Source organism: Rhizorhabdus sp. GW822-FHT03C02 (genome assembly GCF_058801765.1).
Genome location: NZ_JBXANN010000011.1, coordinates 102,188 through 123,505 on the forward strand (window position 1 = coordinate 102,188; position 21,318 = coordinate 123,505).

General features: G+C 67.1%; 18 protein-coding genes. 7 read left to right on the forward strand and 11 right to left on the reverse strand.

What is annotated here, in order from left to right; all coding sequences use genetic code 11:
• The first annotated feature begins 63 nt into the window (after positions 1-63).
• Entirely contained in the window at positions 64-1,053 is a 990-nt protein-coding gene (locus tag AC1RM6_RS23110; RefSeq protein ID WP_493105577.1) for a bile acid:sodium symporter family protein, read from the forward strand.
• Here AC1RM6_RS23110 and AC1RM6_RS23115 read toward each other — a convergent pair.
• From AC1RM6_RS23115 to AC1RM6_RS23135, 5 genes are all read right to left on the reverse strand, one after another.
• On the reverse strand, positions 1,046-2,023 hold the full coding sequence (locus AC1RM6_RS23115) for an adenosine kinase (protein WP_493105579.1): 978 nt from the start codon (positions 2,021-2,023) through the stop codon (positions 1,046-1,048). The genes AC1RM6_RS23110 and AC1RM6_RS23115 overlap by 8 nt on opposite strands.
• Before the next feature lie 65 nt (positions 2,024-2,088).
• A complete protein-coding gene (locus AC1RM6_RS23120) occupies positions 2,089-3,114 on the reverse strand; it encodes a phytanoyl-CoA dioxygenase family protein (RefSeq protein ID WP_493105581.1) in 1,026 nt (341 codons plus the stop codon).
• Between the two features lie 10 nt (positions 3,115-3,124).
• Entirely contained in the window at positions 3,125-3,931 is an 807-nt protein-coding gene (locus AC1RM6_RS23125; RefSeq protein WP_493105583.1) for a 3-deoxy-manno-octulosonate cytidylyltransferase, read from the reverse strand.
• 8 nt (positions 3,932-3,939) lie between these two features.
• Complete coding sequence (locus tag AC1RM6_RS23130) at positions 3,940-5,106, reverse strand: KpsF/GutQ family sugar-phosphate isomerase (RefSeq protein ID WP_493105585.1); 1,167 nt, start codon at positions 5,104-5,106, stop codon at positions 3,940-3,942.
• Positions 5,051-6,334 carry a class I SAM-dependent methyltransferase gene (locus AC1RM6_RS23135; protein ID WP_493105587.1) on the reverse strand — a complete coding sequence of 428 codons (1,284 nt, stop codon included), beginning with the start codon at positions 6,332-6,334 and terminating at the stop codon, positions 5,051-5,053. Before AC1RM6_RS23135 ends, AC1RM6_RS23130 begins: the two co-directional genes overlap by 56 nt.
• A gap of 380 nt (positions 6,335-6,714) precedes the next feature.
• Between AC1RM6_RS23135 and AC1RM6_RS23140 the strand changes: the two genes are divergently transcribed.
• Both AC1RM6_RS23140 and AC1RM6_RS23145 read left to right on the forward strand, forming a co-directional pair.
• Positions 6,715-7,566: a metallophosphoesterase gene (locus AC1RM6_RS23140; protein WP_493105589.1), complete on the forward strand. Its 852-nt coding sequence runs from the start codon at positions 6,715-6,717 to the stop codon at positions 7,564-7,566.
• Between the two features lie 70 nt (positions 7,567-7,636).
• The gene (locus tag AC1RM6_RS23145; protein WP_493105591.1) at positions 7,637-10,261 is read left to right on the forward strand and encodes an EAL domain-containing protein; all 2,625 of its coding nucleotides are present in this window, start codon (positions 7,637-7,639) and stop codon (positions 10,259-10,261) included.
• A 9-nt stretch (positions 10,262-10,270) separates the two neighbouring features.
• On the opposite strand, the gene purL is transcribed toward AC1RM6_RS23145, so the two are convergent.
• The 4 genes from purL to AC1RM6_RS23165 all read right to left on the reverse strand — a co-directional run bounded on the left by purL (position 10,271) and on the right by AC1RM6_RS23165 (position 14,458).
• A complete protein-coding gene (gene purL, locus AC1RM6_RS23150) occupies positions 10,271-12,469 on the reverse strand; it encodes a phosphoribosylformylglycinamidine synthase subunit PurL (protein ID WP_493105593.1) in 2,199 nt (732 codons plus the stop codon).
• Positions 12,470-12,547: 78 nt separating this feature from the next.
• Positions 12,548-13,180: a LysE family translocator gene (locus AC1RM6_RS23155; RefSeq protein WP_493105595.1), complete on the reverse strand. Its 633-nt coding sequence runs from the start codon at positions 13,178-13,180 to the stop codon at positions 12,548-12,550.
• A 119-nt stretch (positions 13,181-13,299) separates the two neighbouring features.
• Positions 13,300-14,040 (reverse strand): Crp/Fnr family transcriptional regulator, encoded by a 741-nt coding sequence (locus tag AC1RM6_RS23160; protein ID WP_493105597.1) that lies wholly within the window; start codon positions 14,038-14,040, stop codon positions 13,300-13,302.
• Positions 14,041-14,179: 139 nt separating this feature from the next.
• The gene (locus AC1RM6_RS23165; protein ID WP_493105599.1) at positions 14,180-14,458 is read right to left on the reverse strand and encodes a hypothetical protein; all 279 of its coding nucleotides are present in this window, start codon (positions 14,456-14,458) and stop codon (positions 14,180-14,182) included.
• A 220-nt stretch (positions 14,459-14,678) separates the two neighbouring features.
• On the opposite strand from AC1RM6_RS23165, the gene AC1RM6_RS23170 reads away from it, so the two are divergent.
• Genes AC1RM6_RS23170 through AC1RM6_RS23185 form a run of 4 tightly spaced genes read left to right on the forward strand, consistent with a single transcriptional unit; the run spans position 14,679 to position 18,916 of the window.
• Positions 14,679-16,895: a xanthine dehydrogenase family protein molybdopterin-binding subunit gene (locus AC1RM6_RS23170; RefSeq protein WP_493105601.1), complete on the forward strand. Its 2,217-nt coding sequence runs from the start codon at positions 14,679-14,681 to the stop codon at positions 16,893-16,895.
• Entirely contained in the window at positions 16,892-17,896 is a 1,005-nt protein-coding gene (gene hemH / locus AC1RM6_RS23175; RefSeq protein ID WP_493105603.1) for a ferrochelatase, read from the forward strand. Before AC1RM6_RS23170 ends, hemH begins: the two co-directional genes overlap by 4 nt.
• 28 nt (positions 17,897-17,924) lie before the next feature.
• Positions 17,925-18,650, forward strand: coding sequence for an acetoacetyl-CoA reductase (phbB, locus tag AC1RM6_RS23180; RefSeq protein ID WP_493105605.1), 726 nt, complete (start codon positions 17,925-17,927; stop codon positions 18,648-18,650).
• Positions 18,651-18,661: 11 nt separating this feature from the next.
• A complete protein-coding gene (locus AC1RM6_RS23185; RefSeq protein ID WP_493105607.1) occupies positions 18,662-18,916 on the forward strand; it encodes a ribbon-helix-helix domain-containing protein in 255 nt (84 codons plus the stop codon).
• Here the strand turns inward: AC1RM6_RS23185 and AC1RM6_RS23190 are convergent.
• Together AC1RM6_RS23190 and AC1RM6_RS23195 are read right to left on the reverse strand one after the other, a co-directional pair.
• On the reverse strand, positions 18,910-20,292 hold the full coding sequence (locus tag AC1RM6_RS23190; RefSeq protein WP_493105609.1) for a sulfite reductase subunit alpha: 1,383 nt from the start codon (positions 20,290-20,292) through the stop codon (positions 18,910-18,912). The genes AC1RM6_RS23185 and AC1RM6_RS23190 overlap by 7 nt on opposite strands.
• Positions 20,292-21,305 (reverse strand): FAD:protein FMN transferase, encoded by a 1,014-nt coding sequence (locus tag AC1RM6_RS23195; RefSeq protein WP_493105611.1) that lies wholly within the window; start codon positions 21,303-21,305, stop codon positions 20,292-20,294. The genes AC1RM6_RS23190 and AC1RM6_RS23195 overlap by 1 nt, the downstream gene beginning before the upstream one ends.
• Positions 21,306-21,318: the final 13 nt, after the last annotated feature.

Below are 21,318 nucleotides of genomic sequence, written 5' to 3' on the forward strand. Positions count from 1 at the left end.
TTCTGAACCCCTATAGGGTGCGTCGCGCTTGACGCCAGCGGGCCGCTCCGGAATGACCGCAGGATGAATCCTATCCTGCGCGCCCTGAAGGGCATCGATCCGTTCCTGCTGATGCTGATCGCGACGGTGACGCTCGCCTCGCTGCTGCCCGCGCGCGGCGCGGCGGTCGGCTGGTTCGGCCTGCTGACCGACGCCGCGATCATGCTGCTGTTCTTCCTGCATGGCGCGAAACTGTCGCGCGCCGCGATCCTCGCCGGCGCCGGCAACTGGCGCCTGCACCTGATGGTGCTCGCCTCATCGTTCATCGTGTTTCCGCTGCTCGGCCTGGCGATCAGCAAGGGGGCCGTCGGGCTGGCGGCGCCCGAGATATTGAGCGGCCTGCTCTATCTGTCGCTGCTGCCGTCGACGGTACAGTCGTCGATCGCCTTCACCGCGATGGCGGGCGGCAATGTGCCCGCGGCGGTGTGCAGCGCCTCGCTCTCCAACCTGCTCGGCATCGTCGTGACCCCGGTTCTGGTCGGGCTGCTGATGCATGTATCGGGGGTCGCGGGCGGCATTTCGATCGACGCGATCAAGGGCATCATGGTGCAGTTGCTGCTGCCGTTCGCGGTCGGGCATCTGGCGCGTCCGTTGATCGGCGGCTGGATCGACAGCCACAAGAAGATCCTGCTGCCGGTCGATCGCGGATCGATCCTGCTGGTCGTCTATACCGCGTTCAGCGCGGCGGTGGTCGAAGGCATCTGGCACAAGGTCGACGCGATCGATCTCGCGACGATCCTGCTGCTGTCGGCGGCGCTGCTGGCGGTGGTGATGATCGCCAATATCGTGCTGGGCAAGCGCACCGGATTGCCGCGCGAGGATGCCATCGTCCTGCTGTTCTGCGGATCGAAGAAGAGTCTGGTATCGGGGGTGCCGATGGCGGGCGCGCTGTTCCCTGCGGCGCAGGTCGGCGTGCTGATCCTGCCGCTGATGATCTTCCACCAGCTCCAGCTGTTCGTCTGCGCGGTGCTTGCGGCGCGGTACCGCAAGCAGCTCGCGGAAACGATCAGATAAGTTCGATCAGCGGCGTCTCGGGACGGGCGCCGAAATGCGAGATGACCTCCGAGGCGGCGACATGGCCGATGCGCGCGCATTCGGCGAGCGCCATGTCGCGGGTGAGCCCGAACAGCACCCCGGCGGCGTAGAGATCGCCGGCGCCGGTGGTGTCGACGACCTGGGTCACCTTGCCGACGGGGACGCGGATCCGCTCTTCGCCGGCGACGATCAGCGATCCTTCGGCGCCCAGCGTGATGAAGACCAGCGGCGCGACCTTGGCCGCCAGATCGGCGGCGGCCGCGAGGTCGTCGGTTTCGTAGAGCGACTTGATCTCGTCGTCATTGGCGAAGACGATATCGATATGGTCGGCGATCAGGTCGCGGAATTCGGTGCGATAGCGATCGACGCAGAAGCTGTCCGACAGCGACAGCGCGACCTTGCGGCCGGATGCGCGCGCGACCTTCGAGGCCTTGCGGAACGCCTCCTTGGCGAGCGGCGGATCGAACAGATAGCCTTCGAGATAGGTGATCGCCGCCGACGCGACCAGCGTCTCGTCGATATCGTCGGGGGTCAGGTTCACGCAGGCGCCGAGATAGGTGTTCATCGTGCGCTGCGCGTCCGAGGTCACCAGGATCAGGCAGCGCGCGGTCGACGGACCGTCGGTCGCCGCCGGCGTGTCGAAGGTCGCGCCAAGGCCGCGCATGTCGTGCCGGTACACGCCGCCCAGGACATCGTCCTTGACCTTACCGATATAGGCGCCTTTGCCGCCCAGCGATGCGAGCCCGGCGATCGTGTTGCCGGCCGATCCGCCCGACGCCTGGATGCCGGCGCCCATCGCCGCATAGATCGCCTCGGCGCGCTCTTCGTCGATCAGCGACATGCTGCCCTTGGGCATGCCATGCGAATCGAGAAAGGCGTCGTCCGAATGCGCGATCACATCGACGATCGCGTTGCCGATGCCGAGGACGTCGATCGTGGGGGTGGCCATGGGAACTCCTGTTCAAATCCTGGCAGCCGCCTAGAGCGCGGCGGTGCCGAGGGGAATAGAAAAAGCTAATCGTCGCCCGGGCGCTTCATCCCCGCTTTGGCCCAGGGCTGGCCGATCAGCCGGCGATAGACGTCGTGGGTCAGCCAGAGCAGCGGGATGCGGCGTTCGGCGATGCCCGGCAGGCTCCAGGGATCGAGGCCGGTGAACGGCAGGAAGGGATTGCGCCGGTTATAGGCCCATAGTTCGATGCGGGTGCTGCGCGATCTGGCGAGGCCGCGGGCATGGAAACCGAAGGTGTCGGCGACGACCAGCGTATTGGCCGGCACCGCGAAGGGGGTCGGTTGCGGCAGGCCGAGCGTCGGCAACTCCTGCCTTTCGATGCGGAAGGAACCGCGCGCGGACAGAAAATCGCCCTGATCGAGCACGTCGATGCTGCGCCGCGTCTCCCAGGCAAGGCGCTCGGGGGTCAGCCGGTGCGATCCCGCGACATAAGTGAGCGGGCCCTCGTCCGCGGCGACGTCGTCGAGGAACAGCCAGGCCTTCATCGTCGGGTGGAAGGTGTCGGCGTGAAGATCGACCTGCGGGTCCGGCGGCGCATCGTGGCGATGGGTCAGGATCGACTGGATGTAGAGCAGCGGTTCGACGTCGAAGCTCGAGACATAGCGCGCGATGCCCTGCCAGCGCGGATCGTCGATGAAATGCCGGACCGACGGGATCGTGCCGATCGCACCGGGATCGACCGCATATCGCCTGGTGATCGTGTCGCCCTGCACCATCTCGCGGGCGGGGCCGCGAAAGGCGAAAACCTCGTCACGCAGTCGTGCGAAGATGTCGGGCGGCAGGAAGTCGCGAATCTCGACATAGCCGTCGCGATCGAAGGCGGTACGCAGGGCCGGGTCGACCCTCGGCGCGATCGTCGCGCGCCGTCTGGCCGTCATCCGATAGGCTGTCCGGACCCGCCAGCGGTGCAGGCCATATCGGTTCAGCCGCGGCGATCCGATCAGCGGGTTGTCGAGGAAGGATTTGGCGCCGGTCGGCAGCTGGGCGAGCCACCAGGGCGCGAGAAGCGGTCGAAGGAAGGAAAAGGCCATGGGATCAGCTTCAGGCGATCCCGCGCGCGCGCAATACGGCCTCGATCGGTGCGACATCGGTCGGATTGTTGAGTTCGATCGCGTCCCAGCCGATCGGATCGAACGGGACCACCCCGACCGGCACGCCGCCATCGAGGAAGCGAAGCTGCTCGAGGCCCTCGAGCTGTTCGAGTTCCGACGTTTCGAGCGCCATATAGCGGTCGAGGGCTTCGGGCCGGTAGGCATAGACCCCGAGATGCAGGTGAACCGGAGGGAATGCCGCATCGGCCGCCGCGGGCGGCAGATGCGGGACCACGCGCTTCGAGAAATATAGGGCGCGCCGGTCGCGGTTGAAGACGACGGTGGTTCCGCCGACACGGCCTTCGGCCTGGTCCTGGACCAGGTGGCGATAGGTGCTGTTCGCACAGCGTATCGCCGGGGTCATCATCATGATGCCGGGGGCGGCGCGCAGTGCTTCGACGAGCTGCGTCACCACGAAGCCGGGGGTCAGCGGCGCATCGCCCTGCAGGTTGACGACGGCATCGGGGCGGATCCCCAGCCGGGTGATCGCGTCGGCGCAGCGCTCGGTGCCATTGGCGCAGTCGGGCGAGGTCATCACGACCTGGCCGCCGAAACCGCGGACCACGGTGGCGATGCGGTCGTCGTCGGTCGCGACCCAGACATTGTCGGGATCGGCGACCGTGACGGCGCATTCCCAGCTGCGCTGGATCAGCGGCCGGGCTTCGCCGCCCGCACCGCGAAGCAGCGCAAGCGGCTTGGCGGGATAGCGGGTCGACTGATAGCGCGCGGGAATGATGACCGCGAGGGATCCGGACATCGCGGGGATCAGGAGCTCAGGCCGAACCTGACGAAATCATGCATATGGACGATTCCGACCGGCTTGCCGGACTCGTGATCGTCCATGACGAAGACCGTCGTGATCTGCGCGTCGTTGAGGAACATCAGCGCATCTTCGGCCAGCATGTCGGCGGGAACGGTCTTGGGATTGGGGGTCATGACCGCGCTGGCGATCTGGTCGAGCAGGTCGCCGATATGACGCCGCAGATCGCCGTCGGTGATGATCCCCACCAGCCGGCCGCGATCGTTGCGCACGCCGGCGACGCCGAAGCCCATCGAGGTCATCGTCATGATGACGTCGCGCATCGGCGCGTCGCTGTCGACCAGCGGCATGCGATCGCCGCCATGCATCATCTCGCCGACGGTCATCAGACGGAGGCCGATGGTGCCGCCGGGATGAAGCTCCTTCAGGCTGGCACGTGAAATTCCCCGCAGATCCATCAGGGCGAGGGCGAGGGCATCGCCGAGCGCGAGCATCATCACCGTCGATGTGGTCGGTGCGATATTGGCCGAACAGGCTTCCTGTACGACCGGGATCAACAGCGGAACCTCGCAATGCTGCATCACCGGCGAGTCCATCCGCGACGCCACACCGATGATCCGAACGCCAAGATTGCGGCAATGCTGCATCACCGCGCGCAATTCGGTCGTCACCCCCGAATTCGACAGCATCAGCACGGTATCGCCGCGCTTGATCATGCCGAGATCGCCATGAGAGGCTTCGGCGGGATGGACGAAGGTGGCTGCGGTACCGGTCGCGCACAGCGTGGCCATGATCTTGCGGCCGATATGGCCCGATTTACCCATGCCGGTGATAATCACCCGGCCGGTCGTCGCCGCCAGCAGGCGCACCGCAATTGCAAAATTTTCGTCGAGCGCCGCGGTCAGCGCGGTCAGCGCGTCACGCTCCGCCTCAATGACGGAACGTCCCCGATCAAGTATGTCCTCATTGGAAATCTTAGCGGAGACAAGGGGTTGGGTGGCGATCATTCCAAAACTCCGAACAGGCGACACACCGTACGCACCCCCCCGGGTTAGAGCTTCACCATATACTGGCGTGCAATTCTTGCAATAGCGCGCTGCAGCGAAATCCCTGCCGCTATTTTTTGCGAACCACCAGTCCGAACGATGTCGATACCCAGCGCAACAGCGCAAGTTTCAGATGCGAATCGGCCGAATAGGGCGGGAGGTCGATGAACCGGTCGAGCTCGGTGTCGCCGCTGTCGAAGGTGATCGGCATGACGTCATGCCCCTGTTCGGCCAGACGGAGCGCCAGCGCCTCGAAGTCGCGCCGCCGGAAAAGCACGGTGCCGCTGTTGTCGAGGGTCCCCTCGTTGGAGCTGAGATTGAGTTCGGTGGTATGCACGGCAATGCCGCCCGGCTTGAGGCAGGCCAGCGAGTTTTCGAAGAAATCGAGCCCTGCCTTGATCGAACCGAGATGCTCGTAGGCGCAGGACGACCAGGTGAAATCAAAGTCCCTGAGATCGTCGGGGATGGCGTTCATGTCGACGGGCCGGAACGAGACCCGTTCGTGAAAGTCGGCCTCGCTGCACAGGTCGGGATAATGGATCTGCGCCAATGTCGATCCAAGCTGGTCGGTATCGTCCCAGACCTGGGCGCGCGCGTCGGTCGCCTCGAGATCGGTTGCGACGATCGTGCAGCCCGATGCCGCGAACACCGACGAAAGCGGCTCGATTCCGACCCCGAACCCCAATCCCCGTGCCCCGTCGCGCCATGCGCCATGATATTGGAGCGTGCGCAGGATGAACGCGAATTCCCATTGCTTGCGGTGGCGGCCCGGCACCGTGCCCATGCGCGCGCACATTTCGGCATATTCGGGCTCCGCCATCTGATGCGCGGTGCACATCTGCGAGATCGGATGCGCCATGGTCGCCTGACGATCGACGATCAGATCCGCCAGCTTCCCTTCGCCCGGCGCCGCCAGAAAATCGCGACGGGCATCGTCGAGGCGGCGTTTCATCGCCTCTTCGCTGTCGCCGCCCCGCGCGAAGATGCTGATTCGATCGGCCCGCGCATCGGCGTCGGCCGACAGCAGACCCAGCAGGGCATAGTTGTAACCCGACAAGCCGAGCTGGGTTATATCGATGCGTCCGCCGTCCGCCGCGAGTTTCGCCAGCGAATATTCCTTGATCCGCGGCTTGGCGGCGTTGTCGCGCGAATCCAGTATGTTGACGTGAAGCAACAGCTTGCCTCGCGTGGCACGCAATCCATCGAACTGCAGCGTGAAGCGAAGCCGCCCGCCGGTCGATGGGACATATTCGGTATGGAAGGCATAGCCAGCGACCAGCGCGTCCTGGTCGCCGCCTTCGCCGGAAAGCCTGCTGCGATGATTCGGCCAGAAGGAAAAGGGCTTGAGCGCCACTTCCTTTTCGCCGACGCGGGTTCCCGCTTTCCAATCGAGAAGCCAGGCACGGACCAGCCGGCGCAGGTGCCGAAGGGCGGATTGCCCCCTGCCGGTCGTGGCGACGCGAACGGGGGAGGATGTGGAAGCGTCCATCATAAATTTTCGTCTCTATGGCGGCGCCGGCGGATCGGTTCAACAGGTAGATGCGCAACCCGGTGGAATGGGGGTTGTTCCCGAGGCGCCGGATCTGCGAAATCGCCTGGGCTGCAGCAGATGAACCTCGCCCTAACGAATCGGACAGTGGCGACCTATGCCGCGTGCCCGGGAAATGCCGGGCTCGATTGCCATCGGCGACGTGCGGCCCCATATTCCGGGCACGCTGGGAGGCGTGACAGGCGTTGAATGATTCACAGGATAATTCGATCGGCCGGATCGGCGATCGCAACTGGCTGCAACGGATGAACACGTTGACGGCGCGGCGTGCCGATGCCCTGCGGCCGCATATTCCCGTGGGCCAGCGTGTCTATGCGATCGGTGACATTCATGGCCGGCTAGACCTGCTGCTGCCGCTGCTCGCCCATATCCGGACCGACACCGCTGCGCGCCATCCCGCCGATACGCATGTCGTCCTGCTGGGCGATCTCGTCGATCGCGGGCCCTATTCGGCCGAGACGCTCGAGTTCATGATCAGCGCACCGCCGGGTTTTGCGACATTCCACTGTCTCATGGGGAACCATGAAGAGGCGATGCTGCGGGCGCTCGATCCGGCTGCCGATCGGTCGGAAAATCTCTGGCTGAAGTTCGGCGGTTACGAGACGCTTGCAAGTTACGGCGTCCCGGTCGCGATGCTCGGTGACGACATTCCGCCGGTCGATCTGCTCCAGCAGCATATTCCCGATCGGCACCGGCGCTTTCTCGAAGCGCTCGACGACAATATCCGCTTCGGCGATTATTTGTTCGTGCATGCAGGCATCCGCCCCGGCGTCGCGCTTTCCGCCCAGGATCCGCAGGACATGCGGTGGATAAGGGGCGATTTTCTCGATTATCGTGGGGATCATGGCGCGTTCGTCGTCCACGGCCACTCGATTTCCGCCGAACCCGACGTCCAGGCCAATCGCATGGGCATCGATACGGGAGCCTATCGCAGCGGTACCCTCACCGCGCTCGGGCTCGAGGGGGAAGAGCGCTGGCTGATCCGCGCCAGCGTCATCGACGGCGAAGTTCAAACCAAATTAAGTAGCGTCGGTTAAGGCTTCCGACTCGATAGCGGGTAACGGGAGTCACGCCGGCATGCGGCGGGTAAGGGGACGGGCGGCCAATATGGTGGACAGCGCGGTGGCCGAAGGCGGCGATCGCGGTTTCCGCTTCGTGCGTGGTCTGCTTCCGTCCGGTCCGGCGCATGACACCCAGTCGGTGGCGAACCGCGTCCGTATGACCAGCGACGTGCTGCCGATCCTGATGCTGGCCGAACTCGCGGCGGCGGCGGGGATCGCGATGGTCCGCGCGCCGGCGCCGGGAACCCGCGCCTTCTGGATGATCGTCGGACCGTTGTTGCTGATGCTGGCGGCGGGCGGAGCGTTCCGGATCTCGATGGCGTTACGCCTGCATCGCGGGCGCCCGCCCGAACGGACGCAATTTCTGGTCGCGATCGTCGGGCTGCTGCAAGGGATCGGCTGGTCGGTCTGGCTCGCCGGTTTCAAGGGGGACATGGCGTCGTCCTTGTGGCCGATCGTCGTCATCGCGCATTTCGGCCTGTTCGCGCTGGCCGGCATGGCCTTCGTCCCGGTGCCGCTGGCGGCCTTGGCGATGTGGTCGGCGATGGCGATCGCGGCGATGGTCGCGATCGGGCCATGGGCGTCGGCGGTGATGCTGCTGCCGATGTTCGGCCTGGCGGTCATCGCGCTCGGCGGCGTGTCCGAACGCTCCTATCTTGCCTCGCGCCGTTGGCTCGCCACGGCCTCGTCGGCGCTGAAGGCGTCCGTCCTGCTGCGCGAGTTCGAGGAGAATCGGCGCGGCTGGTTCTGGGAGACCGATGCGCGAGGATGCCTGACCTATATCTCCGCGCAGCTGGCGGCGGCGATCGGCCGGCCGGTCGAGGATCTGCTCGGCACGGCGATGACCGATCTTGTGCTCCATGACGGCGGCGATCCGCTGGCGCAGGGCGAGCGGACGCTCGGCTTCCATCTGTCGACCCGTCTCGCCTTCGCCGAGATCGCGGTACGCGCGGCGAGCGGCAGCGATGTCCGCTGGTGGTCGCTATCGGGGCGGCCGGCGTTCGACGAATATGGCAATTTCCTCGGCTTTCGCGGATCGGGCACCGATCTGACCGAGATGCGCCGATCGGAACAGGAGGTGAAGCGTCTCGCGAGCTACGACGCGCTGACAGGCCTGCCCAATCGCATCCTCATGCGCCGCACCCTCGACGAATCGCTGCGCGACATCGCCGGCAAGCCGAAGCGAACCGCTTTGTTCCTGCTCGATCTCGACCGGTTCAAGATGGTCAACGACACGCTCGGCCATCCGGTCGGGGACATGCTGCTGCGCCAGGTCGCCGAGCGCCTCACCCGCGTGATCCAGAATGACGGGCAGGTCGGGCGGCAGGGCGGCGACGAGTTCAAGATCGTGCTGCCCGGGATATTCGACCATGCGCGGCTGACGGTCCTGGCCGAGGCGGTGATCCAGCAGGTGTCGCGCCCCTATGTGATCGAGGGCGCGAACATCTCGATCGGCGCGTCGATCGGCATCGCGATCTCGCCCGATGACGGCGCGACCGCCGACGCGCTGTTCCGCAACGCCGACCTCGCGCTTTACGCGGCCAAGGCCGACGGCAAGGGCGTCCATCGCTTCTACGAGCCCGAGATGCATACCAGCGCCAAGGACCGGCGGCTGCTCGAAATGGATCTGCGCAACGTCATGTCCGACAATGGGCTGCACCTCGTCTATCAGCCTGTGGTCAATGCGCACAGCGAGGAGATCGTCGGTTTCGAGGCGCTGGTGCGATGGAACCACCCGACCCGGGGGCTGGTGTCGCCGGCATCGTTCATCCCGGTGGCCGAGGAGATCGGGCTGATCGCACAGATCGGCGAGTGGGTGCTGCGCACCGCCTGTCTCGAGGCCGCGCATTGGCCCGACCATGTCCGCGTCGCGGTCAACGTCTCGCCGAGCCAGTTCGCCAGCCCGGCACTGCCCGGCATCGTCGTCAGCGCGCTGGCTGCCGCCCAGTTGCCGCCGCAGCGGCTCGAACTGGAGATCACCGAGGGCGTGTTCCTCAACGATGGCGATGCGACCGACGCGATGTTCGCCCGGCTGAAGGCGATCGGCGTGCGCTTCGCGCTCGACGATTTCGGCACGGGCTATTCCTCGCTCGGCTATCTGAAGAAGGCGCCCTTCGACAAGATCAAGATCGACCAGAGCTTCGTGCGCGGGGCCGCGGTTCCGGGCAGTCGCAATGCGGCGATCGTACGCGCGATCGTCACCCTGGCCGACAGCCTGGACATGGAGACCACCGCGGAAGGCGCCGAGACGCCCGAAGAGTTGGCGCTGATCCGCTCGCTCGGCTGCAGCCACATCCAGGGTTATATCTTCGGCAAGCCGATGCTGCCCGACGATGCGCGTGCGCGGGTCGCGGGATCGGGTAAACTGGCGATGCCGGGCCTGCTGGTCAGCCGCGAACCGCGGGTGGCGGTGCTGCGGTCGGTGACCATCCGCAGCGCCGGGGGTATCGTGACGGGCCGGGTGCGCAATCTGTCGCGCACGGGGGCGATGATCGAAGGGCCTGGCGGCCTGGCCAACGGCACCCGGATCATGCTCGAATTCGGCGACGGCGGCCGGGTCGACGGCACGATCCGCTGGGTGGACGAGGCGCGCTTCGGCGTCGCCTTCGATGGGCCGATCGAGGTCGAGCAGTTGACGGCGCAGCGGATCAGCCGCGCCGCCATGGGCTGATCGGCGCGATCAGCCCGGAATTTCGCCGCCCATCAGGCCCGGGAAGAAGCCCTCATGGGCGCTGCGCAGCTCGGCCAGCGTCACGCCTGCGATCTTGTCGCCCCCGGTCACGCCGAGCCGGCAGGCGAAAATGCCCGCGGTCAACGCGGCCGCCATCACCGCGTCGGAATTGGCGGTGGTGACGACATAGCGTGCCTGGTCCTCGCCAAAGGCCCTGCTGTGGCTGGGATCGCCGATCTCGGCGCCGATGCCGCCGGCCAGCGCCATCTCGGCGACGGCGACGAGCATCCCGCCATCGGATATGTCATGAACCGCGCTGACCTGTCCGTCGAGAATCAGGCCGCGGACGAACTCGCCGTTGCGGCGTTCGGCATCGAGATCGACCGGCGGCGGCGGTCCCTCCTCGCGGCCGGCGACGTGGCGCAGCCACAGCGACTGGCCGAGATGGCCCTCGTCGTCGCCGATCAGGACGATGTGCTCGCCGACGGCCTTGAACGCGATCGTCGCCATGCGGTCGACATCGTCGAGCAGACCGATGCCGCCGATCGCCGGGGTCGGCAGGATCGCGCTGCCCGATCCGTCGTCATTCTTGGTCTCGTTGTAGAGCGAGACATTGCCCGACACGATCGGGAAGTCGAGCGCGCGGCACGCCTCGGCCATGCCCTCGATCGCGCCGACGAACTGGCCCATGATCTCGGGCCGCTGCGGGTTGCCGAAATTCATGCAGTCGGTCGTGGCCAGCGGCCTGGCGCCGACCGAGATCAGGTTGCGCCAGCATTCGGCGATCGCCTGGCGCCCGCCCTGCACCGGATCGGCGAAGACATAGCGCGGGGTGCAGTCGGTCGAGATCGCGATCCCCTTGCGCGAACCATGGACGCGGACGACCGCGGCGTCACCGCCCGGCCGCTGCAGGGTGTCGGCGCCGACCATGTGGTCATATTGTTCCCAGATCCAGCGCCGGCTGGCGAGGTCGGGGGATGCCATCAGCGTCAGCAGATTCTCGCCGATCGACCCCTTGGGCGGCACCGCGCCGAGCGGCTTGCGCGGCGGGGTCGCGACCCAGGGGCGGTCGTAGAGCGGCGCGTCGTCGGCCAGCGGCCCCAGCGGGATGTCGCAGACGATCTCGCCGTCGAATGTGAGTACCATCCGGCCGGTGTCGGTGACATGACCGATCACCGCGAAATCGAGTTCCCATTTGTGGAAAATCGCTTCGGCCTCGCCCTCGCGCCCCGGCTTGAGCACCATGAGCATGCGCTCCTGGCTTTCGGACAGCATCATCTCATAGGGGGTCATGCCGGTTTCGCGGCAGGGGACGGCGTTCATGTCGAGTTCGATGCCGACCCCGCCCTTCGAGGCCATTTCGACCGAGGAGGAGGTGAGACCCGCGGCGCCCATGTCCTGGATCGCGACGATCGCGTCCGACGCCATCAGTTCGAGGCAGGCCTCGATCAGCAGCTTTTCGGTGAACGGGTCGCCGACTTGGACGGTCGGGCGCTTCTCCTCCGAATCCTCGGAGAAGTCGGCGCTCGCCATCGTCGCGCCGTGGATGCCGTCGCGGCCGGTCTTCGACCCGACATAGACGATCGGATTGCCGATGCCCGACGCCGCCGAATAGAAGATCTTGTCGGTGTCGGCGACGCCGACGGTCATCGCGTTGACCAGGATATTGCCGTCATAGGCGGGGTGGAAATTGACCTCGCCGCCCACGGTCGGCACGCCGACGCAATTGCCATAACCGCCGATGCCATGGACGACGCCGGCGATCAGGTGCCGCATCTTGGGATGGTCGGGCCGGCCGAAGCGCAGCGCGTTCATATTGGCGACCGGCCGCGCGCCCATCGTGAACACGTCGCGCAGGATGCCGCCGACCCCGGTCGCCGCACCCTGATAGGGCTCGATATAGGAGGGGTGGTTGTGGCTCTCCATCTTGAAGATCGCGGCCTGGCCGTCGCCGATGTCGACGACGCCGGCATTCTCGCCGGGGCCGCAGATCACCTGGGGGCCGGTGGTCGGCAGTTTCTTCAGATGGAGGCGGCTCGACTTATAGCTGCAATGCTCGGACCACATCACCGAGAAGATGCCGAGCTCGGTCAGATTGGGCTCGCGGCCCAGCGCCTGGAGCACGCGCTGATATTCTTCCGGCGAGAGCCCATGTTCGGCGACGATCGCGGGCGTGATGGACGAGGTGGGGCGAGCGGATTCGGTCATGCCCGGCGCGATAGCGAAAGGCGGTCGCCGCGCCTACCCCGTTTTGGCACCGACGACGTGCCGAACGGGGCGAACCGCCTAACGTCGCGCTTCGGTCGCCATGCGGAGGGCCAATCCACCGAGCACCGTCGCCATCAGCCAGCGCTGGGCCGTCGCCCAGCCGGGGCGAGTGCCGAGAAAGCCGGCGATGCTGCCCGCGGACAGCGCGATCAGCGCGTTGACGGTGACGCTGATCGCGATCTGGGTCGACCCGAGCAGGATCAGCTGGCCGAGGATCGCGCCATGCTTCGGATCGATGAACTGCGGCAGCAGCGACATGTAGACCACCGCCGCCTTGGGGTTGAGCATATTGGTCACGAATCCCATCGCGAACAATTTGCGCGGACGATCGACCGGCAGGTCGCGGACCTGGAAGGGCGAACGGCCGCCGGGGCGTATCGCCTGCCAGGCCAGCCACAACAGATAGAGCGCACCGCCGAAGCGCAGCGCGTCATAGGCGAACGGCACTGCCAGCAGGAGCGCGGTGATCCCGAACGCCGCGCACAGCATATAGACGATGAACGCCGCCGCGACGCCGCCCAGCGAGATCAGTCCGGCCTTGCGCCCCTGGCAGATCGATCGCGACACCAGATAGATCATGTTCGGTCCCGGGGTCAGCACCATGCCGAGCGAGACGAGGGCGAAGGCGACGAGGCTGGTGGTCGATGGCATGGGCGCAGATCCCCGATGGTGGCTGCAGCGTCGTGAGGCAGCGCAACGGCGGCGCCAAGCGAGCAAATCTCGTGCGGCGCTAAGCCGTGCTACCCGGCGACCGCCGACGGATCGGGGTTCTATTCGGGCGCCGCCTGGTCGAGATGAAGATAGCGGTCGTTGAAATCGGCGACGTTGCGCAGCCCGTTCCAGTCGAGGATCGTGATCTGCCGCCGGTTGCGTTCGATGAAGCCGTCGGCGGCCAGCGCCTTGAGCACCCGGTTGACATGGACCGGGGTGAGCCCGAGCGCATCACCGAGCTGCTCCTGGGTCATCGGCAAGGCGCAATCGCCTTCGAAGGCGATACCGGCGACACGCGCGCGCACCGCGAATTCGCACAGAAGATGGCTGACCCGTTCGCGGGCGTCGCGGCGACCGATGCTCACGATCCATTCGCGGAAGATCGATGCGTCGACCAGCGCGTCGACCCACAGCGCGCGCGAGGCGTTGGGGCGGGTGGTCGCGAGCTTGCGCAGCGCGACGATCGGTATCTCGATATAATGGAGCCGGGTCAGCGCCTGCACATTATGATCCGACCGGCGCAGGAACATCTGCTGCAGGTCGACGAAATCGCCCGGGATCATCAGCGCGACGATCTGGCGCGATCCTTCGCGGGTCAGCTTCTGGCGATAGGCATAACCCGACAGGATGAACTGGCAGCGTTGCGGTTCGCTCCCTTCGCGCACCAGATAGGTGGCGGGATCGACGGTCTTGCCCTGGCACGGCAACGCCCGGATCGCGGCGCGATCGTCATCGTCCAGCAATGCGCGCGAGGCGAGTTTGGCAACCAGCATTTCCTGGTGAACGTCTTGGTCACCCATCATATTCTCCGCGCAGGGCGCGAGCCGGTGACATGCTCGCTCGCCGTTCGCGTCATAGGGGGAGCGTCGCCGGTCGATCGCTAACATGGATCATGTAACGCGCCGGGTGGCGGATCGGGTCCGAAACGACTGTCCCAATTCAATCCAGATCGATCGCGGACAACAGGATGCGCGACGGCCCGCCACCGTGGGAGACGGTTGCATGACCCTGCTCGAACAGGCGCGCGACGGCTGCCTCGATCACGTCGTGCGCGGCTTGGATCGCGGGCCGCACCTCGGTGCCGACCTGCCTGCCGGCCAGCTTCATCACGGCGCTGATGTCGAGTTCGACGGTGATCGGATTGCCGTCCGCGAAACCGCGGAAAGCGAAGGCCGGCCCCTGTTCGACATATCCATCCAGCCTGATCGTCTTCGGCACCCGTTCGCCCCTAGCGCGCATGCCTAGCTATCGGCGCAACATCGGACTCCTTCGCCGCCATGTGTCAACATTGCGCGTGTCCTGCCGCCGATATTGCACGCTTCGTCGTGTCGATGCGGCGCCACGACAGGGCAATGCTGCACTGGCATCTCGCGCGCCCGCCCCCTATCATGGCGCCATGCACGGCCGGGTCGACACAGAAGAGGCGAAGCGCGGCGATATGCGGCGTGGAGTCACGCGCCGCAGCCTGCTGATCGGTGGCGGTGCGGGGGTGGGCCTGTTGCTCGGCTGGGCGATCTGGCCGCGCACTTACGCTCCCAATCTGGTCGCGGCTCCCGGTGAGACCATCTTCAACGCCTTTCTGAAGATCGGCGCCGACGGCCATGTCACGGTGGCGGTGCCGCAGGCCGAAATGGGGCAGGGCGTCTATACGTCGTTACCGCAGATCCTCGCCGACGAACTCGGCGCCGACTGGCGCACGGTCGCGGTCGAACCCGCACCGATCAATCCGCTCTACGCCAATTTCGCGCTCGCCGACGAAATGGTCGACGGCAGGCTTCCCGATTTTCTGCAGGGTGTCGGCCACTGGGCCGCGCATGAGGTCGCGATGCGGATGAATCTCACCCTGACGGGCGGGTCCTCGTCGATCCGGGCGTTCGAGCAGCGGTTGCGCGAGGCGGGCGCCGCGGCGCGGGCGCTGTTGTGCAGTGCCGCCGCGGCACGGTGGAATGTCGACTGGCTGGCGTGCGATACCGAGGCGGGGTTCGTCACCCATGGCAATGACCGCATCCGCTTCGGCGAACTCGCGGAAGCCGCCGCGAAGCGCGAGCCGCCATCGCCTTTGGCGTTGAAGCCCGCCGCGGCGCGGACCCTGGTCGGCAAATCGGTGCCGCGGCTCGACCTGCCGTCGAAGGTCGATGGTTCGGCGCAGTTCGGCGCCGATGTCCGCCTGCCCGAGATGGTCTATGCGTCGATCGCCCATGGTCCTTATGGCGGCGCCCATCCGGCGAAGATGACCTTTGCCGACGCCGATGCGGTGCCGGGGGTGATGGGGGTCGTCACCAATCCGGGTTGGGTCGCGGTGGTCGCGACCAACTGGTGGGCCGCCGACCAGGGCCTGCAGAAGCTCGCGACCGACTTCGATACCGCGGGCCCGCGCCCCGACAACCGCAGCATTCGCCAGGCCTTGAACCGGGCGCTGGCCGGTGGCGATGCCAAGCGTTTCGTCGAGCGGGGCGATCCCGATACGGCGCTGCAGGGGGCGGGCGTGCTCAGCGCCAGCTATTCGGTGCCGATGCTGGCGCAGGCGCCGATGGAGACGCTGACCGCCACCGCCCGCTTCACCGGCGACCGGCTGGAGATCTGGGTACCGACCCAGTCGGCGCCGCTGTGCCGCGCCGCGGTGGCGCGGACGCTGGCGATGTCCGACCATCTCGTCACCATCTATCCGACCCTGGTCGGTGGCGGCTTCGGTCGCAAGGTCGAGGTCGATGCGGCGTGCGAGGCGGCGATCATCGCCCGCAAGATGAAGCGGCCGGTGCAGCTCGTCTGGCCGCGGCGCGAGGACATCCAGCATAGCCGCTTCCGCCCGCCGGCGATCGCGCGGTTGAGGGGCCGCGTCGGCAAGGCAGCGTCGATCGCCGCCTGGTCGGTGGCGATCGCGGCCCCGGCGACGGGCGCCGAGACGCTCGCGCGACTGCAGGGCAAGCCCGCCGGCGACGCTTCGCCCGAAGCCGGCGCGGTCGAGGGGGCGACCCCGCCTTATGCGATCGCCGCGCTCAGCGTCGATCATGCCGCGGCGTCGATCGGGGTCGGCACCGGCGCCTGGCGCTCGGTCGCGAACAGCTACACCGCCTTCTTCACCGAAAGCTTCATCGACGAACTGGCGCTGCAGGCCGGGCTCGATCCGCTCTCCTTCCGCATGCAGGCGCTCGGTGCCGCGCCGCGGCTGGCACGCTGTCTGTCGATCGCGGCCACGCTCGGCGGCTGGCAGGGCGGGGAGCCGGGGGTGGGGCAGGGGCTTGCCGTCCATAGCTGTTTCGGCAGCCATGTCGCGATGATGGCCGAGGTCCAGCTCGACGGCGACCAGCTCAGGGTCACCGCGATCACCGCGGTCGCCGATGTCGGCCGGGTGATCCATCCCGACATATTGCGGCAGCAGATCGAAGGCGGGATCGTCTTCGGCCTGTCGAACGCGCTCGGCGAACCGATCGAGATCCGCAATGGCGAGGTGGTGGCGACCGGATTCGACGGCCTCGGCCTGCCGATGCTGTCGGACACGCCCGAAATCCGGATCCAGATCATCGAGAACGATCTCGCCCCCGGCGGTGCCGGCGAAATCGCGGTTCCCCCGGTCGCGCCCGCGGTCGCCAATGCGATCTTCGCGGCGACCGGCAAGAGGCTGCGCAACCTGCCGCTCAGGCTCAGCGACGCATGAGCCCAGCCCCCGCGGCGCCGAGGATCGGCGTGCTGCTCGTCAATCTCGGGACACCCGACGCGCCGACGCCGGCGGCGGTGAAGCGCTATCTCGGCGAATTCCTGTCGGATCGCCGGGTGGTCGAAATCCCGCCGCTGCTCTGGCAGCCGATCCTGCGCGGCATCATCCTCAACAGCCGCCCGAAAAAATCGGCGCATGCCTATGCCCAGGTGTGGACCGACGACGGATCGCCACTCGCCGCGATCACCCGCCGCCAGACGGCCGCGGTCGCGGCGCGCTTCGCGACGTTGTTCGGCGACGGGGTCGTCGTCGATTTCGCGATGCGCTACGGCAATCCCGCGCTCGCGGATCGGATCGCGGCGATGAAGGCGGCGGGGTGCGACCGTATCCTCGTCGCGCCGCTCTACCCGCAATATTGCGGGGCGACGACCGCGAGCGTGAACGACGCCGGTTTCGCGGCGCTGGCGGCGATGCGCTGGCAGCCTGCCATCCGCACCCTGCCACCTTATTATGACGATCCCGCCTATATCGCCGCGCTCAGGATGCGGATCGAGGCCGAACTGGCCGCGCTCGATTTCGAGCCCGAGATCATCGTCGCGAGTTTCCACGGCATGCCGCAGCGGACCCGCGATCTCGGCGACCCCTATCACGACCAGTGCCAGGCGACCGCGCGGGCGCTGTCGGCCGCGCTCGGCCGCGAGCTGACCGTCACCTTCCAGTCGCGCTTCGGCACGGCGCGCTGGCTCGAGCCGGCGACCGACGCCAGGCTCGTCGAACTGGCAAGGGCCGGCCATCGCCGGGTGGCGGTGGTGGCGCCGGGTTTCTCGGCGGACTGTATCGAGACGCTCGAGGAACTTGCGATCCGCGGCCGCGCCGATTTCCTCTCGGCCGGTGGCGAGCGTTTCGCCTATCTCGCCTGTCTCAACGACAGCGATGCCGGAATCGCCATGCTCGAAAAACTGTTGGTTCGCGAACTTGAAGGCTGGGCAACGCCCGCTTAACCTGCCTGTGCAGATCGGGAGAAGATGAATGGCACGCGTCGCAATCGTTACCGGTGGAACCCGCGGCATCGGTGAGGCGATCAGCCTCGCGCTCGCGGAAAAGGGGATCGTGGTCGCCGCCAACTATGGTGGCAACGACGACAAGGCCAGGGAATTCACCGACCGTACCGGCATCCGCAGCTATAAATGGGATGTTTCGGACTTCGATGCCTGCCATCGCGGGGTCGAACAGGTCGAGGCCGATCTCGGTGGTCCGATCGATATCGTCATCAACAATGCCGGCATCACCCGCGACGGCACCATCCTGAAGATGAGCTATCAGGATTGGAAGGACGTGATGGACACCAATCTGGGCGGCTGCTTCAACATGGCCAAGGCGACCTTCGCGGGCATGCGCGCGCGCCAGTGGGGCCGGATCGTCAACATCGGTTCTATCAACGGCCAGGCGGGCCAATATGGCCAGGTCAACTATGCCGCCGCCAAATCGGGCATCCATGGCTTCACCAAGGCGCTCGCCCAGGAAGGCGCCAAGGCCGGGGTCACCGTCAACGCGATCGCGCCGGGCTATATCGACACCGACATGGTCGCCGCGGTGCCGCAGGACGTGCTCGCGAAGATCGTCGCCAAGGTTCCGGTCGGGCGGCTGGGCCAGGCGCACGAGATCGCGCGCGGCGTCGTCTTCCTGTGCGGCGAGGAGGCGGGCTTCGTCACCGGTTCGACGCTGTCGATCAACGGCGGCCAGCACATGTATTGACGGGCGCCCGCATGGCGGGACCCGTCAAGCGATCGGTCAACGTCGCGGGCCACGCGACGTCGATCACGCTCGAACCGATCTTCTGGGATGCCCTCGCCCGTGCGGCGGTCGCCGATGCGGTGCCGATCAACGCCCTGGTGGCGCGGATCGATGCCGCGCGGGTCGAGGATCCCGACATGCCGAATCTCGCCAGCGCGATCCGGGTGTGGCTGTTCCGGCGCGCGCTCGACGGGCTATCCGCCGCGACCGATATGATCGATCAATAAACGTCGCGGCGATAGCGGCCATCGGCGATCATCGCATCGACGACGTCGCGGCCGAGGATCGTCACCAGCTCCTCGTCGACGTCGCCGGCCATGCCCTTGAGGCTGCCGCAGACATAGATCGCGCAGCCGGCGAGCACCCAGTCCATCACCTGGTCGTGCGCCTCGGCGAGCGCATGGCGGACATAGCGGGTGCGTTCGCCGTCGCGCGAGAAGACCAGGTCGCAGCGCTCGAGATGGCCGGTGGCGATCCAGTCGGCAATCTCGGCACCCATCAGGCTGTCATAGGCGCTGTTGCGTTCGCCGAAGATCAGCCAGTTGCGGGTGTCGGCGGGCCGTGCCTTGATATGCGATCGCAGTCCGGCGATGCCCGATCCGTTGCCGATCATGATCATCGGCATCGGATGCGGCGGCGGCGCGAAGCCTTTATTCTCGCGGATGCGCATCGCGATCCGCGCGCCCTGCGGCGCGGTCCGGCACAGCCAGCCCGATCCCAGCCCGAATCCGCCATCGCCGAGCTCGCGCAGCCGGACCACCAGTTCGGCGCCGCCGTCCGGCGGGATCGAGGCGATCGAATATTCACGGTGCGGGTGCGGCGGGGCGGCTGCCGCGCCGATCGCTTCGTCGCCGAGGACCTCCTCGGCGGGCGCGGGGTAGATCTCGACGATCGCGCCGGGTTCCCAGCCCGGCAGCTCGCCCTCGGGCTCCAGCCGGATATGATAGACCGGGCTTCCCGCGCTGCCGGCGTTGATCAGTTCGCGACCGGCCAGGCGCCAGGGCGTGTAATCGGGCGGCGTCCAGTCGGCGAGATCGCGCGCGGCGCCCATCAACGGCAATACCTGCTGCCAGTGGCGCAGCGCGCCGGCGTCGCCATTGTCGACTTCGATCGGGTCGAGCAAAGGGGCTGCGCCCAGCACCCGGAGGTGGCGGTCGAGCCGATGGCCGAAGCCGCAAAAATGTTCGTAGCTGCTGTCGCCGAGCGCGAGCAGCGCATAGCTGACGCCGGCGATCGACGGCAGCTCGCGCTTCAGGAACAGATCGGCCCCGTCGGGGGCGTCGCCTTCGCCGGTGGTGCTGGCGATGAACAGCGCACCCTTGATGTCCCGGAACAGCACGTCGTCGGCACGCGCCAGCGGCGCGATCGTCACCGCGACCCCGGCGTTGCGCAGGCTCTGTGCGGTGCGGTTCGCCAGTTGCTCGGCGATCCCGGTCTGGCTGGCCCACAGGATCAGCACCGGCGGCCCCGCGGCGGCATCGCCGGCCAGCGTCGCCGGCCGCTGGCGCATCCGGTAGCGTATATAGACGGTCAGGGTGAGCGCGAGCCAGAGCGAGACCGCCAGTCCCGCCAGCGCCCAGGTTTCCATGTCATAGTCGCTCATCAGGCGAGCATCCCGCGCGCGCGCGCGGAAAACAGCGTCTCGCCGCCGCCATGCTCGTCGGCGACGACCAGGATCGCGGCCAGCCCCAGCGCGTTGGCCCTGACGAGGCCGGCATCGGCGCCGAGGACGGTCAAAGCGGTCGCATAGGCATCGGCGCTCATGCAGTCGTCGGCGATGACCGTGGCGGAAACGATTCGGCTGTCGCTCGGTCGGCCCGTCCGCGGATCGATAGTGTGGCCATGACGACGTCCCTCGATAGCGTGAAAGCGACGATAATCACCCGATGTCGCAACGCACAATCCGGAAAGCGCAATCCGCACCATTTCGGTTTCGAAACCCGGCGGCGGCTCGATATCGACCCACCAGGGCTGCCCGTCGGGCCGAACCCCGGCGCCGCGCAGTTCGCCGCCGATCTCGATCAGGCAATTGTGCACGCCCTGGTCGCGCGCGATCGCGACGAGGCGGTCGACCGCGAACCCCTTGGCGATACCCGAAAAATCGAGATCGACCCCGCCCGGCTGGCAGGCGCGGCGCGCGTCGCGGTCGATCATGATCCGCTGCCAGCCGATCCGCGGCAGCAGCGCGGCGATCGCGGCATCGTCGGGGGCCGCCGCGAACGGCCTGGGTCCGAACCCCCAGATATCGACCAGCCCGCCCGTCGTCGGATCGAACGCGCCGTCGCTTTCGGCGGCGATGGTCAGCGCCCGATCGAGCACCGCGAACATCATCGGCGGCAGCGTGAACCAGGAGCCCGCGGGCGCGCGGTTGAACCGGCAGATCAGCGAGGCCGGTTCCCAGGTGCTCATCTCGGCGACGATCTCGGCCAGGCCACGTTCGAACGCCGCCTGCAGCGCGACGGTCTGGCCGGCGTCGCGCAGCGCCAGGCGCGCCGACCAGCGGGTGCCCATCGTCGCACCGCCGATCTCCGCGATCATCGCCAGCGGCAGATGATCGGCGAAGACCGACGGGTCGATCGGATCGGGAATCAGCACATGAGGTTCGGCGTCCGGCACGACAGGGCCTTCG

Coding starts and splice junctions, on each gene's coding strand:
- AC1RM6_RS23115 (WP_493105579.1), bottom strand. CDS start 2,023: ATGGCCACCCCCACGATCGACGTCCTCGGCATCGGCAACGCGATCGTC.
- AC1RM6_RS23145 (WP_493105591.1), top strand. CDS start 7,637: ATGGTGGACAGCGCGGTGGCCGAAGGCGGCGATCGCGGTTTCCGCTTC.
- AC1RM6_RS23170 (WP_493105601.1), top strand. CDS start 14,679: ATGCGGCGTGGAGTCACGCGCCGCAGCCTGCTGATCGGTGGCGGTGCG.
- AC1RM6_RS23125 (WP_493105583.1), bottom strand. CDS start 3,931: ATGTCCGGATCCCTCGCGGTCATCATTCCCGCGCGCTATCAGTCGACC.
- AC1RM6_RS23155 (WP_493105595.1), bottom strand. CDS start 13,180: ATGCCATCGACCACCAGCCTCGTCGCCTTCGCCCTCGTCTCGCTCGGC.
- purL (WP_493105593.1), bottom strand. CDS start 12,469: ATGACCGAATCCGCTCGCCCCACCTCGTCCATCACGCCCGCGATCGTC.
- AC1RM6_RS23185 (WP_493105607.1), top strand. CDS start 18,662: ATGGCGGGACCCGTCAAGCGATCGGTCAACGTCGCGGGCCACGCGACG.
- hemH (WP_493105603.1), top strand. CDS start 16,892: ATGAGCCCAGCCCCCGCGGCGCCGAGGATCGGCGTGCTGCTCGTCAAT.
- AC1RM6_RS23120 (WP_493105581.1), bottom strand. CDS start 3,114: ATGGCCTTTTCCTTCCTTCGACCGCTTCTCGCGCCCTGGTGGCTCGCC.
- AC1RM6_RS23190 (WP_493105609.1), bottom strand. CDS start 20,292: ATGAGCGACTATGACATGGAAACCTGGGCGCTGGCGGGACTGGCGGTC.
- AC1RM6_RS23110 (WP_493105577.1), top strand. CDS start 64: ATGAATCCTATCCTGCGCGCCCTGAAGGGCATCGATCCGTTCCTGCTG.
- AC1RM6_RS23160 (WP_493105597.1), bottom strand. CDS start 14,040: ATGGGTGACCAAGACGTTCACCAGGAAATGCTGGTTGCCAAACTCGCC.
- phbB (WP_493105605.1), top strand. CDS start 17,925: ATGGCACGCGTCGCAATCGTTACCGGTGGAACCCGCGGCATCGGTGAG.